This window comes from Symbioplanes lichenis (genome assembly GCF_030709675.1).
GTDB classification, from domain to species: domain Bacteria; phylum Actinomycetota; class Actinomycetes; order Mycobacteriales; family Micromonosporaceae; genus Actinoplanes; species Actinoplanes lichenis.
The window spans coordinates 480,834-496,335 of the sequence record NZ_JAUZQD010000004.1 but is presented as its reverse complement, the minus strand read 5'-3'; the positions used below and the strand labels follow the sequence as shown (position 1 = coordinate 496,335).

General features: G+C 72.7%; 14 protein-coding genes. 7 read left to right on the top strand and 7 right to left on the bottom strand.

What is annotated here, in order from left to right; genetic code table 11:
- The gene (locus tag RAN62_RS12520; protein ID WP_305784742.1) at positions 1-561 is read left to right on the top strand and encodes a DUF5666 domain-containing protein; all 561 of its coding nucleotides are present in this window, start codon (positions 1-3) and stop codon (positions 559-561) included.
- Here RAN62_RS12520 and RAN62_RS12515 read toward each other — a convergent pair.
- The 3 genes from RAN62_RS12515 to RAN62_RS12505 form a co-directional block, all read right to left on the bottom strand.
- Complete coding sequence (locus tag RAN62_RS12515) at positions 558-1,364, bottom strand: thioesterase family protein (RefSeq protein ID WP_305784741.1); 807 nt, start codon at positions 1,362-1,364, stop codon at positions 558-560. The two genes, RAN62_RS12520 and RAN62_RS12515, sit on opposite strands and share 4 nt — an antisense overlap.
- A gap of 84 nt (positions 1,365-1,448) precedes the next feature.
- Entirely contained in the window at positions 1,449-2,192 is a 744-nt protein-coding gene (locus RAN62_RS12510) for a hypothetical protein (protein ID WP_305784740.1), read from the bottom strand.
- A 5-nt stretch (positions 2,193-2,197) separates the two neighbouring features.
- Entirely contained in the window at positions 2,198-3,598 is a 1,401-nt protein-coding gene (locus tag RAN62_RS12505; RefSeq protein WP_305784739.1) for a carbon-nitrogen hydrolase family protein, read from the bottom strand.
- A gap of 342 nt (positions 3,599-3,940) precedes the next feature.
- Between RAN62_RS12505 and RAN62_RS12500 the strand changes: the two genes are divergently transcribed.
- From RAN62_RS12500 to RAN62_RS12485, 4 genes are all read left to right on the top strand, one after another.
- A complete protein-coding gene (locus RAN62_RS12500; RefSeq protein ID WP_305784738.1) occupies positions 3,941-4,738 on the top strand; it encodes a hypothetical protein in 798 nt (265 codons plus the stop codon).
- A 270-nt stretch (positions 4,739-5,008) separates the two neighbouring features.
- Complete coding sequence (locus RAN62_RS12495; RefSeq protein ID WP_305784737.1) at positions 5,009-7,717, top strand: helix-turn-helix transcriptional regulator; 2,709 nt, start codon at positions 5,009-5,011, stop codon at positions 7,715-7,717.
- Between the two features lie 202 nt (positions 7,718-7,919).
- Complete coding sequence (locus tag RAN62_RS12490) at positions 7,920-8,153, top strand: hypothetical protein (protein ID WP_305784736.1); 234 nt, start codon at positions 7,920-7,922, stop codon at positions 8,151-8,153.
- 214 nt (positions 8,154-8,367) lie between these two features.
- A complete protein-coding gene (locus tag RAN62_RS12485; RefSeq protein WP_305784735.1) occupies positions 8,368-9,375 on the top strand; it encodes a TerC family protein in 1,008 nt (335 codons plus the stop codon).
- Positions 9,376-9,441: 66 nt separating this feature from the next.
- Here RAN62_RS12485 and RAN62_RS12480 read toward each other — a convergent pair whose 3' ends face one another.
- Positions 9,442-9,687: an SDR family oxidoreductase gene (locus RAN62_RS12480; protein ID WP_305784734.1), complete on the bottom strand. Its 246-nt coding sequence runs from the start codon at positions 9,685-9,687 to the stop codon at positions 9,442-9,444.
- Between the two features lie 712 nt (positions 9,688-10,399).
- On the opposite strand from RAN62_RS12480, the gene RAN62_RS12475 reads away from it, so the two are divergent.
- Positions 10,400-10,990, top strand: a complete 591-nt coding sequence (locus RAN62_RS12475) for a hypothetical protein (RefSeq protein ID WP_305784733.1) — start codon at positions 10,400-10,402, stop codon at positions 10,988-10,990.
- A gap of 567 nt (positions 10,991-11,557) precedes the next feature.
- Positions 11,558-12,757 carry an MFS transporter gene (locus tag RAN62_RS12470; RefSeq protein WP_305784732.1) on the top strand — a complete coding sequence of 400 codons (1,200 nt, stop codon included), beginning with the start codon at positions 11,558-11,560 and terminating at the stop codon, positions 12,755-12,757.
- 10 nt (positions 12,758-12,767) lie between these two features.
- Here RAN62_RS12470 and RAN62_RS12465 read toward each other — a convergent pair whose 3' ends face one another.
- Genes RAN62_RS12465 through RAN62_RS12455 form a run of 3 tightly spaced genes read right to left on the bottom strand, consistent with a single transcriptional unit; the run spans position 12,768 to position 15,496 of the window.
- A complete protein-coding gene (locus RAN62_RS12465) occupies positions 12,768-13,229 on the bottom strand; it encodes a hypothetical protein (protein WP_305784731.1) in 462 nt (153 codons plus the stop codon).
- Between the two features lie 45 nt (positions 13,230-13,274).
- Complete coding sequence (locus RAN62_RS12460) at positions 13,275-13,910, bottom strand: GNAT family N-acetyltransferase (RefSeq protein WP_305784730.1); 636 nt, start codon at positions 13,908-13,910, stop codon at positions 13,275-13,277.
- A complete protein-coding gene (locus tag RAN62_RS12455; protein ID WP_305784729.1) occupies positions 13,907-15,496 on the bottom strand; it encodes an APC family permease in 1,590 nt (529 codons plus the stop codon). The genes RAN62_RS12460 and RAN62_RS12455 overlap by 4 nt, the downstream gene beginning before the upstream one ends.
- Positions 15,497-15,502: the final 6 nt, after the last annotated feature.

The following is a 15,502-nucleotide window of genomic DNA, read 5'->3' as shown; positions in this document are numbered from 1 at the left end:
GTGAGCACCAAGAACGATGACACCGCCGTGCTGTCCCCGGTCCCGGTGGAAGCCCCGGACGGCCTGGCCGCTGAGATCGCCAAGGCGGCCCCGCGCCGCTGGTGGAACCGCGCGACCATCGGCCTCGGCGCCGGCGTGCTGCTGCTCGGCGGCTTCGTGGGCGGCCTGCAGGTGCAGAAGCACTACGGCACCTCGAGTACGACCAGCGCGTTCCCCGGCGGCGGCGGCGCGAACCGCGGCGGCGGCACCGGGGGCTTCCCCGGCGGTGGTTACGGCGGTCAGAACTCCGGCGGCGGCGCGGCACCCGGAGCGGCGGCCCCCGGGGCGTCCGCTGCCGCCGCAGGTCCCACCACGGGCAAGGTCAAACTGGTGGACGGCACGACGATCTACGTCGAGACGACCGGCGGCGACGTGGTGACCGTGCGCACGAGCGGCGACACGGCCGTCAAGAAGGCCACGACCGGCAAGCTCAAGGACGTCAAGGCCGGCGACACCGTCAGCGTCCAGGGCTCCGCGGACGCCGACGGCACGGTCACCGCCACGTCGGTCACCAAGAACTAGAGCTGCCGTACGGTCAGGATCTGCTCGGCCCGCCCCACCGGCCCGTGCACGTCGTGCAGCACGGCGCTGGTCAGCCCCTGCCCGCCGGCGCCGAAGACGACAGTCGTGTCGAGTCCCGTCCACGGGCCGGTGGGCTGGCGGTGCAGGTGGATCGTGAGGTCGAGGTTCGGGAACATCCACTCCTTGGGCGACTCCCGGACCGCGATCCCGTTCGCCGTGTCGACCACCTTCACGAAGTCGGCCACCGGGCTCACCGCCTCGCCCGCGACCAGCTCGGTGCCGCTGCCGACCCAGGCGACCGCCCGTCCCGGCTCCGGCCCGGCCGCATACCGCACATCGACCGAGGTGATGAACCCACCCGGCCACACATCCTCCAGCGGGGCCCGGGCCAGCGACTCCGGGTCGGGCAGCGGATCGGGTGCGCCCCCGGCCACGGCGGTCGTGTCCTGGCCGCTCAACCGCCACACCCGCGCGCGTACGGCCGCCCGCCCGCCCGCGGTCACGACCGCCTCGACCAGCTCGATCGTCCGCCCGGGCCGGACCACCTCGGTCCGCACCTCGAACTCGGCCAGCTTCAGCACGCCCAGAATGTCCATGCTGATCCGCCCCACCACCAGCCCGTCCCCGCCGCCCGCCGCCCCGCCGGCCACCTGCCCGCCGCGCGCGGCCACCATGCGGTCGATCTCGTGCACGATCAGCCCGGTCATCGGCGCGATGTGCTGCTCGTCGACGGCCCACGCCCCGCCGGTCAGCTCGGAGGGCCGGAACGTGTGCTCCCCGGTCCGCTCGAAATAGCTCGTCACATGGCTGAGCCTAGGGTCTGGGAGGCCGACCGGGCCGGACGCCTGTCGCGGCGCTGTGCCGTGCGAGGGCGGTGCGTCGTCCGCTCACGTCATCGAGGCGAGATCAGTGTTGGTTATCCACCCCTCGTAGGGTTCGTCGTTACGGCCGACCGCCGTCACGAACACGTCGTTGCAGTTCGGTATGCGGTGCATCTCACCGCGGGCCTCCTTGATCGTGGCGGACACCGGAACATAGCCGAGGGCCCTGATCAGTTCGGCCAGTTCCGCCACTCCGAGCAGGTCGGCGATGGTGCGGCCGGCGAGTGGGTCGGCCGGTGGAGCCGATGCCGCGCCCGGTACGGGTGGTATGGAGATGAACTTGGTGACCGTTGCCTCGTGCACCACGTACACGACGACGCCGAGCGCGTCGACGACGGGGATGCGGTGCCGGCCCGCCGCGCTCATCTCCGCCATGAGCTCGGACAGCAACACCGTCTCGGGGCGTTGCCCGGGACTCAGGGCGTGGGTGACGGCCTTGCCGCGCGGAATCATCAGGCTCGTGACGGGAGTGAGGGGATCGCGGCGGGGGCTCACCAGTTGATTGGTGCTGTCGGTTGCTGCCTGCAGGCTCTCGCGCGCGAAGTAGAACGCCAGCACCGTGCCGACCCACGTGCCCAGCAGAGGCAGGACGGCGGTGAAGACCAGCCGGGTCATCTCGGTCCGGTCGGCCGTGGGCGGTGACAGGATCGCATAGACCGACACCACCACGATCCCGCCGATCCCGATCATGATGATGAAGAAGGCGAGGATCGCCCGGAACCGGATGTTCGGGTCGGCGCTTCCAGCCACCGGGCTCACCTGCCCGGCAGTTCGAATGTTGTCACCCCGGTCGGCTCGTGCTGAACACGGATCTCGATCCTCGGGGACCAGTCCGCGTCGGCCGGGCACACCATCATCGCGTAGCCATGATCGTCCGGCCCGGCGCCGCCGTCCACGAACGGGATGGCGTTGCTGTTGGCGATCACGCTGATCGCACCGACCTCGTTGACGAATTGTTGCGCGGACTTCTGCTGCCAGCGGTAGCGCGTGACGCGCGGAGCGAAGACGGGGATGAGCAGGTGGGTGGGTCCCCAGGTCGCCAGCGGGGCGCCCAGGGCGAACAGCCGGTCGAAGTCCTCGCAGATCAGCACGGCGAACCGGCCCGCCCATGCCTCGAGCACGACGCGGTCGTGGCCTTCGCGCATCCACTCGGCCCGTGGTCCTGGTTGCAGGCCGAACAGCCGCCAATTCGCCATCTGCTCGTCGGTCATGCTGAAGCCGTCGCACTTGTCCTGCTCCAGCACGAGGCGCCCGTTGTCCCGGTGGAGGAGCACCGCTCGATTGGGCCGGCGCTCCGCGGCCGGGCCCGCGCTCAGTGGACCTGTGCCGACCAGGATCCATTGCAGCCGGCTGCCCGGCGGCCGGGACCTCGTGAGAAGCTCGTTCTGCCACCAGGTGAGCAGGTCGTCGGTCAGGGCGAGTTCGGGCAGAATGCCGATGTGGGCGCCGGACCGGTCCAGATTGTCGAGGGCCGCGGCGGCGCGCGTCCGCCAATGGCCGGACCAATCTCGCCCGTTAAGGCCATGTTGCAGGCTGATCGAATAGAACCTCGCGCCGGATCGGTCGATCGGATTGATCTCGAGCTCCGCCAGGTCGGCGATGAACGGCACGCATCCCACGACGATCCGCGGAGCGTTCGTGGATCGACGGATCCGCTCATCAAAATCCAGCAAAGGGTCGCGCAGGACCTGGAAACACATCCCGTCGTCGGCCGTTCTCGGCACCAGCATGAGCCAGCGAAGATGATCACCGAAGCTGTCCTCCACGGGCTGCGGACGGCCCGCGGGACAACGCTTCGGCAGGACTGAACCCGCGTGGTCGCTGTAGTAGGCGCCGGTATCCAGCAGGCGCTGCTGGTAGCTGCCGAGCAGTCCCCGATCATGGGCTCTGGCCAGGGGAGACAGTGCGCCGAAGGCCGTGTCCACGGCCCTCAGCAGAAGGAAGGCCGCGCGCGGATCGCTCATCGCCTCGATGAACCGTTCCACGGTCACCCGACCGGTGTCACGGATCTCCCGGGCGATCCGCCGGCTGTCCCCGGTGCCGCCCTCGGCGGCGATCCAGTCCGTCATGTCGACACGATCGAAGTCCCGCCGATGTGCATACAGGTGACGGAATAGATACGCGAAAACTTGCGCCGGATCCAGATAATCAGTCACGGGAAGCACCCACTTCCAGAAGTCTTCCCTGAGTCTGGGGCCTGTGCTGCTTCCGGAAAAGCAACCGCTCGGTCAAATCTTGAACACACGAAAATCGTCGTCTTGACACCTACTTGATAAGCTCCGAAAGTGGATCGCAGGAGGTGCGACATGAATGCCGATCTTCCGACGAACTCGGGAAAAGGGTCCGACGCCTGGGGGCCCGCCGCGGCCGGCCGGATGCTTCACGGCCTGACCAAGGTGCCGCCGCCCGACTCCCGTTCATCGCCCTTGCAGCATGAGATCGCTGCTCTGGCTGACATCGCCTTGCAGCAGCGTGAGCCCTGTCCGAGGATCGGCACTTTGACGCACGCCTGGTTCGCGGACACCTCGGCCGTCGTGATCGATGCGGTGGTGGCCCGGGACAAGGATGCCCTCGACGCCCTGGACGACCTCGTCCGGCGGGTGCATCGGGCGGTGCTCGTCGCCCTCGGCGAACTGGCGCCGGACGGCGACCGGGAATCGTTGCGGGCCTGCGAACGGTGGACGCAGCTGACCGCCAACTATGTGCGCTCGGCCCTCGACCGGATCGCTCCGTCGGTGACAGCGGCCCGGATCCGGGGCGGAGCGGCCGCGAGGTTCCTCGAGATCGTCGATGCCCGGCCGGGGATCAACAGCCGGACCATCGGGGAGAGCATCAACCGGGCCGGACCGGGCGCCGCGAAGCCCATGGACGAGGGGCAGCTCAGCCGGCTGGGCAACGGACTGCGGGCGCAGGGCCTCGTGCTGGCCGAACGGGTGCATCACGGGCTCGCCTGGGAGCTGACGCCGCTCGGTGAAGAGGTGCTCGGACACTTGCAGCGCACGGCGGCGTCTCCGCGCACGGGCCTGGTCGTGACGACGGCGGGCGTGGACCGGGCCGAGCTTCTCCGGCTCGTCGAACGCGATCCGCCGAGGTTGCTGACGGTCATGAGGCGCCGCGACTCCGTCGTCTATCGGCGGATGGGAGGCAGCGAGGGGCCCGCCGACGGCAAGATCGATCCGGTCGAGCACGTGGCCAGTGACTTGTTCGACGACTACGCCGCGGAGCCGCCGCGCTACTTCCGCAGCGGCAGTTGCCATTACGAGCGGGTGGCCTCGCCGCCCGAGGAGCACCTGTGAAGCGTTGAGGCGGACCTTGTCCCACGCGTCCAGCACCGATGCCGGCTGTTGTCGCATCGGTGCTGTCGCGTGGGGACCCCAGCCCACCGTCCGGCCCCCGCGGGCTCGCCCCGCGCCGCCCCTGCCGCTCGTCGCCCCGCATGCCACCGGGCTCAGCCGTCACGCCGCCTGCCGTGAGCCGCGAGCGGGGACGCGCGGGTGTCACATGCATCACTGTTGATAAGTGCCGGGCAGAATCTAGGCTGACGGGCATCGATGGGGAGGTGCCGGGTGTTCGGGCGGGCTGACCTGCTCGCGTCCGTGGAGGCGCGGCTGGCGACCGGGGGCGGCGTCGTGCTGCGCGGGCCCGAGGGCATCGGGCGCAGCGTGCTGCTCGACGCGCTGGCTGCGACGGCGGGGGCGCGGGGCGAGCTGGTGGTGCGGGTGCGGTGCGTCGAGGACGAGCGGCTTCTGGCGTACGCGGGAATCGCCGATCTTGTCGCGCAGCTCCCGCGGGCCGCCGTCGCCGGTCTCCCACCCGCTCATCGCGCGGCTCTGGCCGGTCTGCGGCGCGGGAGTGCGCCGCGGGCGGGCGCCCCGGCCCTGGTCCGGCGGCTGGTCCTGCCCGATCTGCTCGTGGCGTGCGCGCGGACGGCGCCCGTTCTGATCTTGCTCGACGACGTGCAGTGGCTGGACGCCGAGTCGGCGGCGCTGATCGGGTTCGCGGTGCGGCGGCGGCCGGGGCCCCGGGTGCGCGTGGTCGCGGCGCAGCGGCACGACGGGCCGGGGCATCGGCTGCGGGCCGCGCGGCTGTGCCCGGCGCCGGTGTCCGATGTCGAGGTGCCGCCGCTGTCCGTGGACGACCTGACCGACCTGCTCGAGGCGCGGGGCCTGCCGTGCCGGGCGGCGGTGCGGCTGCACGAGGCGAGCGGGGGCAATCCGGCGCTGGCGCTCGAGCTGGGGCGTACGGCCGCGGGGTGGTCCTGGCGGCCCGAGCCGCTGCCGGAGCAGGTGCGCGCCCTGCTCCGCCGCCGGCTCGCCGCCCTGCCCGCCGGGGTGGGGGCCACGCTGCTCGTCGCGGCGCTGGCCACCCGGCCGTCGCGCGGCGTGCTGGTCCGGGCGGGGTGCGAGGACGCTTCCCCCCACCTGTACGCGGCAGCGGCCGCCGGCGTGGTCGCCTTCGACGGGGAGCGCGTCCGGTTCACGCCGCCCGCCCTGGCCGACGTCCTGGCCGAGGACGCCGGGGCCGCCCGGCGCGCGGGCATCCACGACGCGCTCGCGGACACGGCGCTCGACGAGACGGTCGCCGTCCGGCACCGGGCCCTGCGCAGCGGCCGGCCCGACGCCGACGTGGCGCGGGATCTCGTGGCGGCCGCCGGGCGGGCGGGGGAGCGGGGCGCCGGGCGTACCGCCGCGGAACTGCACCTGCTCGCCGCCGACCGGTGCCCGCGCAGCCTGGCCGGCGAGCGCTTCGCCTGGTTGCTGGCCGCGGCCGAGGGCGGGGCCCGCACCGGCGCGCCCGTCGTCGCCGGGCGTGCCGCCGAGGCCGTGGTCGCCGCGCCGGACGCCCCGGCTGCCTCCCGGGTGCGGGCCCGGCTGGTCCTCATCGACCTGGCCGGGCAGGCGCTCGGCGGCATGGGGGAGACGTTCGCGGCGGCGCTGCACGAGGCCGGCGACGATCCGGCGCTGCTCGCCCCGGTGCGGCTGCGCCAGGCGTGGGCCGCCCTGCTGGCCGGGGACGCCGCGACGGGCGGGGAGCTGGCCGCGGCCGCCGCCACGGCCGCCCGGGCCGCCGGGGACGCGACGACCGAGGCGATGGCCCTGGGCGCCCTGACGCAGGCGCAGCGGGTCCGGGGCGATGCGGCGTGGGTGCGTACGCTGGCTGCTGCTCTTGCCGTGAACGCCCCGCTGCAGCCGGGCTGGGTGCACCAGAGCCCGCGCTATGTCGCCGCCCGTTTCGCCCTCATGGAGGACCGGCTCGACGAGGCCCGCGCCGAGCTGCTGGTGCTGCTGGCGGTCGCGGAGCGCGATCGCACGGGCGAGGCCCTCGCCGGCGTCCTGCGCAGCCTGGCCGAGGTCGCGACGCGCGCCGGGCGGTGCCGGGAAGCCCTCGAGTACGCCCACCGCGCCGTCGCCGCGGCCGGACGCGCGGGCCTGAGCCCGGGACCCACGTGGTACACCGCTGCCGCCGCCGAGCTCGCGGGCGGCAGCCTCGCTCGCGCCGCGGGGTACGCCCGGCGTGGCGCCCGCGCGTCCGACCAGGAGGGCGACGGCCTCTACCTGCGCCGCCACCTGCACGTGCTCGGCCTGGCCCAGCTGCGCTCGGGGGACACCCGGGCGGGCGTGGCGACGCTCTCCCGGCTGCGCGAGCTGGACGGCGGCGCCGACCCGATGATCGTACGGTGGCAGGCCGATCTCGCCGCCGGTCTCGCCGCACTGGGGGAGCACGCGGCGGCCGCGGCGATGATGGCGGAGGCGCGCGTGGCGGCGGGGCGGCTCGGGCAGAACGCCGCGCTGACCGGATACCTGGACCGGGCCGCCGCCGCGGTGCTCTCCGAGAGCGGGCAGGCCGACACCGCCGTCAAGCTGTCGGCGGCCGCGGCCGAGCGCTTCGCCGCGCTGCACCGACCGCTCGAACAGGCCCACGCGCTGCTGGTCCAGGGTGGAGCCGAACGGCGCCGCCGCCGGTACGCCGCCGCCCGGGCCGCACTGGGCGCCGCCCTCGCGCTCTTCCTGGCGGCGGACGCGAAGCCGTGGACCGAGCAGACCGAGTTGGCGCTGCTCCGGGCCGAGCGCAGCACGACCCTGCCGGCGGACCCGGGTCTGACCGGGATCGAGGAGCGCGTCGTCGAGCTGGTCCGGTCGGGGGCGAGCAACCGGGAGATCGCCGGCCGGCTGTTCCTCAGTGTGAAGACTGTGGAGGCCACGCTGACCCGGCTCTACCGCAAGCTCGGGGTGCGGTCTCGGACCCAGCTGCTGCAGCGCCTGACCCCTCATTAAGCTCCGTTGTGGTGCAAAACACCAGGCGATCGTGACCAGCGCAAACGCGACGGAGAGTGACGGCGGTTACCGCTTTTCCGTGGCCCGGGTCACTTTCGCATCGAGGGTTTTACCTGCGTGATTTGGATCCGGCACGCGGCTCGGGAACGCTGGTGGTTGGCAAAGACGCCTCACTGACCGTCACGATCATCCAGGAGTCCTCATGCCGTTCAAGACGATCCTCGCCGAGGCCCGCACCCAGCTCGCCGACCGCCGCGCCGCCTCCCGGGCGCACCGGCAGCTCTGCGCGGAGCTCGCCGCCTTCCAGACCCCCGCCGAGCGCGCGGAGCTCGACCTGATCCTGAGCCGCCACCCCGAGACCGAGACCCACGTCGTGCGCGACATTCTCGTGCAGCAGGACGCCGGGCGCCAGCGCGCCTGGCCGCTGAGTTCCTGACGTCCTCTACGCCCGCCCCCTGTGTGTCCGCTGAACGTTTTCCGGGCGCGCAGGGGGCTTGCGCATGGGTTCGTCGCGGGCGGGCCGGGCCGCGGGGCCGGGAAAGATCCTAAAGGTCAGACCAACTTTTCAGGATTCTCCCAGTCCGACCAGGGATTCTGGACGTGGATACCCCGCTCATCCCTCGCAACGACGCCCCGGAGGTAACTCCCTGATGCTGGAGGTCACCGCGCTCGGCTGGACGATCACCATCGGTGTCATCGTCGCCCTGCTCGCCCTCGACCTGACCCTCGGTGTGCTGCGCCCGCACGCCGTCGGGTTCCGTGAGGCCGCCGGTTGGTCGGTCTTCTACATCGCCGTTGCGCTGCTGTTCGGCGTGGTCTTCGCCCAGATCGTGGGCTGGGACCACGGCACGGAGTACTTCGCCGGATACATCGTCGAGAAGAGTCTGTCGGTCGACAACCTCTTCGTCTTCGTGATCATCATGAGCACGTTCGCGGTGCCCCAGAAATATCAGCAGGAGGTCCTGACCTTCGGCATCATCATCGCGCTGGTGCTGCGGGTCATCTTCATCGCGCTCGGGGCGACGCTGCTCAACGCGTTCTCGTTCATGTTCCTGATCTTCGGGCTGATCCTCATCTGGACCGCCGTCCAGCTCTTCCGGCACCGCGACGAGGACCCCGACGTCGGCGACAACGCCATGGTCAAGGCGGCCAAGAAGATGTTCCCCGTCACCGAGAAGTTCCACGGGGGCAAGCTCTTCGCCCGGGTCGACGGCAAGCGGACGGCCACCCCGCTGTTCATCACGCTGATCGCCATCGGCAGCACCGACCTGCTCTTCGCCCTCGACTCGATCCCGGCCGTGTTCGGCGTGACCGAGGAGGCGTACATCGTCTTCGTCGCCAACGCCTTCGCCCTGCTCGGCCTGCGCGCCCTGTTCTTCCTGGTCAAGGGTCTGCTCGACCGGCTGGTCTACCTGTCGGTGGGCCTCTCGATCATCCTGATGTTCATCGGCGCCAAGCTGGTCCTGCACTGGCTCCACCAGGACCTGTGGCACGGCGCCCCCGAGATCAGCACCCCGGTCTCCCTGATCGTCATCCTCGCCATCCTGACCATCACCACGGTGGCGAGCCTGCTCAAGACCCGCAACGACCCGAAGGCCAAGGCCCACGCCGGCAGCCTCCGGGTGACCTCACCGCAGGAGGAGGACGCCAAGCGGTGACCCGAGCCAGAGAAGCCCCCGGCAACGGCGCCGGGGGCTTCTTTGCCTGGCCCGGGCTTGCCCTGCTCAGACCGCGCTTGAGTCGCCGTCGACGGGGAGGACGACGCCGGTGATGGCGGCGGCGACCGTGTCGGCTCCGGCCATGCCGCCCATGGTGCGCCGGCGGCCCGCCCCCGCGGTGAGGCGAACGGCCTTCGGGTCGCCGACCATGGTGGCACGAGTGGCGTCGGGAGCAACCGCGTTGACCCGGATTCCGGCCTCGCGGCACATCCCCGGCATGCCCACGGCCGGCGGCGGCCCGATCCTCACCATCGGCCGAGACAGCAGCGGCCGGCACCCGGCGGGTTTCATCGGTGGCCGGCGGTGTCCTCACCCCCGCGCGGAGCGGTTTCGCTGGGGGCCGGGAAGGTGACGGCTCTGGTCTCGCTGAGGTCGACGGGTCCGCGGCCGGTCTGGATCGTCGTCTCCACGGTGACCGGCGATTGTTCAGGGAAGCGCTGGTCCACGAGAACCGGCTCGTGTGATCGACCGTCACCGAGGTGCCCCGGCCGGGCGAGCACCCTGGCCGGGCGAGCACCCTGGCCGGGCGAGCACCCTGGCCGGGCGAGCACCCTGGCCGGGATCCGGGCGATCGCGCCCTGGCCGTGGAGCTGGTTCCGTCGCACCCCCGCTCGTTTCGTGCCGCCGCGCACGGTGCTCAGCCGCGCCGGACGCATGCCGGCGCCGGCAATGCTCGTGGTCGGCGCCCGTGGGTCGGCGCCCGTGGCGTTCGCGGGCCCAGGAGAGCGGCACGCTGCGCCAGGCGGCGGTGCATGGCGCGTGGGGCAGACGGCGGTGCATGGCGCCTGGGGGTAGGCGGCCCCTCGCGCAGAACCGACCAGCGGCAAGCCGGCAACGATCAGCAGCAGACCGGACGGGCCAGCGCGGCGGAGACGGCCAGGGGTCGGCCGTGAGGGTTGCGTAGACCGACGGGCCCGCGCGCGATGAGCAGCCGACGGCGCGGCGACACGAGCAGCAACCAGCGGTGGAGACGGCCGCGGTGGAGACGGCCGCGGTGGAGACGGCCGCGGTGCAGATGGCCGCGGTGGAGATGGCCGCGGTGCAGATGGCCGCGGTGCAGATGGCGGCCGTGCGGGAATGGATCGCAACAAGCACAGCCCAGAACGCCTCGGCTGTAGTGCAACCGGGGGCGAGCGGCGCAGCCAGCGGCAACACGGCTGGCACGGCGGGCCGCCATGCGGCTGAAGTGGGCGGCAACCCAGCCACGGTGAGCGGTCTGTCGGGCGGCGGCGCGGGCGGGATGCGCGGCACGGTGAGCCGCGATGTGGCCAAGGTGGGCGGCAATCCAGCCGCGGTGAGCGAATTGACAGGCGGCGGTGCGGACGACGGCGGAGGCGGGGTGTGCAACGCGGCCGGCGCGGTGGGCTGCGATGCGGTTGAGGTGGGCGGCAACCCGGCCGCGGTGAGCGGATTGACGGGCGGCGACGCGGGCGGCGGCATGGGCGGGGCGGCGGGCTGTGGTGCGGCGGGCTGTGGTGCGGTGGGCTGTGGTGCGGCGGGGACGGGCCGGGGCCGGGGGCGCACCGGGCCGGAAGGCAGCACTCTCCCGGGGTAACCTGCGCTTGGTGCACCGCGACCCGCGCGCCGAGCCCGCAGCTCAGCCAGTCGCCGGGTGTGCAGCCGGAACTTGCCCCAGTCGCGCCGCTCCCGCTGCTCGCGCCGGAACTGCTCACGCTCCGGGCACCAGCGCCGCGACCGGGTGCGATCCCGCATCCCGGCCACCTGCGCCCGGCTGAAAAATTCCAGCTGTCCCATGCCGAAAATTGTCCTCCCGCCCGCCCCGGATGTCGCATCGAAATGACGATCCGGCGTGCCAATTGCCAGGAAGTAATCATCGTCACCACATGACCCCGAAATGGGCTGAGAATGCAACTGGATGGCGTATACAACGGGCGGTGAGCCGCCGGCGCGGGAGCGGCCGTGCGCGGGGAGATCGTGGCCCGCCCGACGCGGCGGAGCACTAGCCGATTCCCGGGGCGGGCGAAAAATGGCTTACGCGGATCGACCGCCCCGGGCTAGGTTCGGGGGCATGCCCGGTCCCTCCCGCACGCGCTGACGCTTATCGGTCATCGCGTGCTGCCCCGTTGCGCGGCACGTTCCCTCTGTCGTAAGGGACTCCTTCGTGCTGCCGTCTTTGTGGCGCCATTCTGACTTTCGCCGGCTGTGGGCCGGGCAGACCGCTTCCCAGCTGGGCGAGCACACCGGCCTGGTGATCATTCCGCTTGTCGCCGTGCTCTCGCTGCACGCCGCCCCGGATCAGCTGGGCGTGCTGCGGGCCGTCGGGCAGGCGCCGTTGCTGCTGCTGACCCTGCTGGCGGGCGGCTGGGTGGACCGCCGGAGCACCCGTACGGTCATGGTCCTCAGCGATGCCGGCCGCGCCCTGGCGCTCGGGGCGATCGCCGTGCTCGTCCCCCTGACCGGGCTCGGCCTGCCCGCGCTGCTCGCCGGCGCCTTCGTTGTCGGGTCGTTGTCGGTGCTCTTCGACGTCGCCTATCAGACGTCCCTGACTCGGCTGGTTCGCCGTGACCAGCTCCTGCAGGGCAACAGCGCGATCGAGGGCAGCCGGTCCGCCGCCCAGCTCGGCGGCCCGGCGCTCGGGGGCGCCCTCGTCTCACTGCTGTCGGCGCCGATCGCGTGTGCGGCCGGCGCCTTCTTCTTCGTGGTGTCGTTCGGGTCGATCGCGCGCATCCGGCACCGGGAGCAGGTGGCGCCGCAGCCGGGCGGGCTCTGGCGGCACCTGCGTCTCGTGGCCCGGCATCCGCTCCTGCGCACGATGGCGCTGGCGTCGGCCGCGTTCCAGTTCTCGTTCGCCGCCCTGATGACCGCCTATCTGGTATTCCTGCCTCGCGAGCAGGGGCTGTCGGGGGCGGAGATCGGGCTCGTCCTCGCTGCCACGGGACCGGGCGCTCTCGTGGGCTCGCTGCTGGCGGCGCGCCTGCCGGGCCGCTACGGCTACGGTCCGGTGCTCGTCGCCGCGGCCGCGGTCGGGGACGGCGTCCTGCTGGGCATCCCGTGGGCCGGGGTGGCCCTGCTTTTCGTGATCAACTTTGTCTTCGGGGCGCTGGGGCAACTGGTCAACGTGACGATGATGGCTGTGCGGCAAGCGGTCGCGGCCCCGGCGATCCAGGGCTGGATCGCTGCGACGATCACGTTCGCCGGGATGGGCGCGACGCCGTTGGGCTCGCTGGCCGGTGGGCTTCTCGCCGGGCGGATCGGCTTGCGTCCGGCGCTGCTGCTCGCGGCCGCCGGGACGCTGCTGTCGCCGATTCTGATCGGGCTGTCGCCGCTGGGCCGCCTGGGGCGGGAGCTTCCCGCGGCGTGATGTCGCGGACTCAGGCGAGCATCAGAGTCATGCCGGCGAACATGGCGGCCGAGCCCGCCGTGTTGACGCGGCGCAGCGAGCCGGCGCCCGAGGCGGGCAGGAAGCGGGCTGTCCCGACTCGCCCGGCGGTCCAGACGGCGAGGACCGCCACGGCGGCGATCAGGGTTGGTCCGCCCGGGGCGGCGTGGTGATGACCGGCGGTCATGGGCGGCATCATGAGCACGAAGAGGGCCATGGCAGCGGCGTCGAGGGTGGCTTCGAGGCGGTCGCGCAGGACGGGGAGGCCGGCGACGGCGACCGCGGCGGCGAGGGCCAGGGCTGCCGCGCCGGTCCAGCGGGTGAGGTCGCCGCCGCGGCCGAGAGCCACGGCGACCATGGCGACCAGGCCGATGAGGTGCGGCACCCACAGGCGGGGACGGTGGGGGAAGTGGCCGGCCATGGCCAGGACGGTTCCCAGGACACAGATGGTCATGGACACGCCGGAGCCTCCCGCCTGCGGGTACGAAACTTCAGATGATCATGGAGCAGGGGACGGGCGGCGCGCTACCGCCGAAGGGGTGAGGTGGGGGCGCCACAGCCGGTAGAACGGGGTGCCGTCCGGGAGCTGGATCTCGTAGGGCGCCAGCCGCCGGTAGTGGTGCCGCCGGTAGAGCTGGGCGTTGAACGCGTTGGTCGCCTCCAGGTACGCCGGGGCGCTGATCCGGGCGTGCCGGTGCTGCAGGAGCGCCGAGCCCAGCCCGGCGCGCTGGTGGTGCGGGTGCACGGCCAGAAACGCCAGGTGCCAGTGCGGCACGTCGGGGTGATGCTCCTCGAGCAGGGTCTCCAGGGCCGCGAAGTGCGGCACCCAGCGGCCGGCGACGGCGGCGAGGCGGTCACCGTACGCGTCCGGCGGTACGCCCGGCAGCGTACGGTCGAACCAGACCGCCGCCGCGACGGGCGTGCCGTCCGGTCCGCCGATGACCTCGACGCGCCCGGCCGGCGGGGCGGCCAGTTCGGTCATGAGCGTGAAGAAGCCGGTCATGACCCGGAGCCGCGCCGCCGGGTCGGGCACCAGCGCCCGGTTCTGCGGCAGGTGGTCGAAGGCGCGCCCGATCAGCGCCCCCACCGCCCCGGCCTCGTCCTCCCGCGCCGGCCGGATCCCATCCCCGCTCACCGGCCGTCCCCCGCACCGCCGCGGCCGGAGGAAAGGTCAGGGCCGGAGGAAAGGTCAGGGCCGGAGGAAAGGTCAGGGCCGGAAGAACGGTCAGGGCCGAAGGAGCGCACGGGGCCGAAGGAGGAGAACGAGAAGGCACGAGCCCCCCGCCCGATCCCCTCGTACACGGCCGGCCGCAACCGCCGCAGCGTCAGCGCCCAGCACACACCCAGCCCGCTGAGCACCAGGAAACCCCACGGCAGCACCCGCGTCAGCGCCGACCCCGGCGGCACCCCGAGCACGGTCGCCAGGTGCACGATCGTCAGCGTCGTGATGCCCGCCAGCAGCAGCGTCGCGGCGCCGGGAGCGAGCAGCCGGCGCCAGACGTTCTCGAGCTGCGCGCGCCGGCCGAAGTACGCGACCACCGCCGCCGACGTCACGGTGATCAGCAGCAGCACCCCCAGCCCGCCGGCCGTCCCGCCCCAGAAGAACAGTTGCACGAGCGGATCACCCCCGAGCACCCCGTACGCGACGATCACCGCCAGCCCGAACGCCGACTGCACGAGCGAGCCGTTCTTCGGGGCGCCCGTGGCGGGCACGGTGCGGCCGAACGCCCGGGGCAGCACACCCTCGCGGCCGAGCGCGAACGCGTACCGGGAAATGATGTTGTGGAAGGAGATCATGGCCGCGACCAGGGACGTGAGGAACAGGGCGTGCCCGAGGTGGACCGCCGCCGTCCCGAGCCGGTCGGCGGCGAGCACGAAGAACAGCTCGGGGCCCTCGGCGGCGGCCCGGTTGACGGCACCGGCGCCCGCGGCCGAGATCATGGCCCAGGAGGCGAAGGCGTAGAGGGCGGCGATGAGGGCGATGGCGACGTACGTGGCCCGGGGCACCGTCCGGCGCGGGTCGCGCGACTCCTCGCTGAAGACGACGGACTGCTCGAAGCCGACGAAGCCGGTGACGGCCATGACCAGCAGGGCGCCCGCCCCGGCCCCGGTGAGCCCGGCGGGGTCGAGCGCGGCGAGGTCGGGGCGGAAGCCGGCGGTGGTCAGGTCGGTGACGCTGAACACCACGACGAGCACGACCTCCGCGACGAGCAGGGTGGCCAGGACGCGGCCGTTCACGGCGACGTCGCGGACACCGAGGACGGCCGTCAGCGCCCAGGCCGCGAGCGCGATGAGCCACCACGGGAGGTCGGCGCCCGTCCAGTCGCCGACCAGGGGCGCGGCGATCGCCCCGAATCCTCCGTACGCGGCGACCTGGAAGCTGTTGTAGGCAGCCAGCGCGACCCACGCGGCACCCACGCCGAGGGGACGGCCCAGGCCGCGGGCTATGTACGCGTAGAAGGCGCCCGCGTTGGCGATGTGCCGCGCCATGGCGACGTAGCCGACCGAGAACACCGCGAGCACGAGCGCGACGACGAGGAACGCGATCGGCATGGCGGTGAGCCCGGTGACGGCGAGACCGGTCGGGACGACGCCGGCGACGACGGTGAGCGGCGCGGCGGCCGACATCACGAAGAACACGACGGCGGCGACGCCCAGGCGGTCCCGGGCGAGCGCGGCCGACACCCGTACGGGTGCGGTGAGGGCATGGCTGGAGGGCAAGGGGTT

Bases quoted from the DNA above. Each gene is read 5' to 3' on its own strand.
- RAN62_RS12490 (WP_305784736.1), top strand. From the start codon at position 7,920: ATGCCGTTCAAGACGATCCTCGCCGAGGCCCGCACCCAGCTCGCCGAC.
- RAN62_RS12485 (WP_305784735.1), top strand. From the start codon at position 8,368: ATGCTGGAGGTCACCGCGCTCGGCTGGACGATCACCATCGGTGTCATC.
- RAN62_RS12480 (WP_305784734.1), bottom strand. From the start codon at position 9,687: ATGGTGAGGATCGGGCCGCCGCCGGCCGTGGGCATGCCGGGGATGTGC.
- RAN62_RS12465 (WP_305784731.1), bottom strand. From the start codon at position 13,229: ATGACCATCTGTGTCCTGGGAACCGTCCTGGCCATGGCCGGCCACTTC.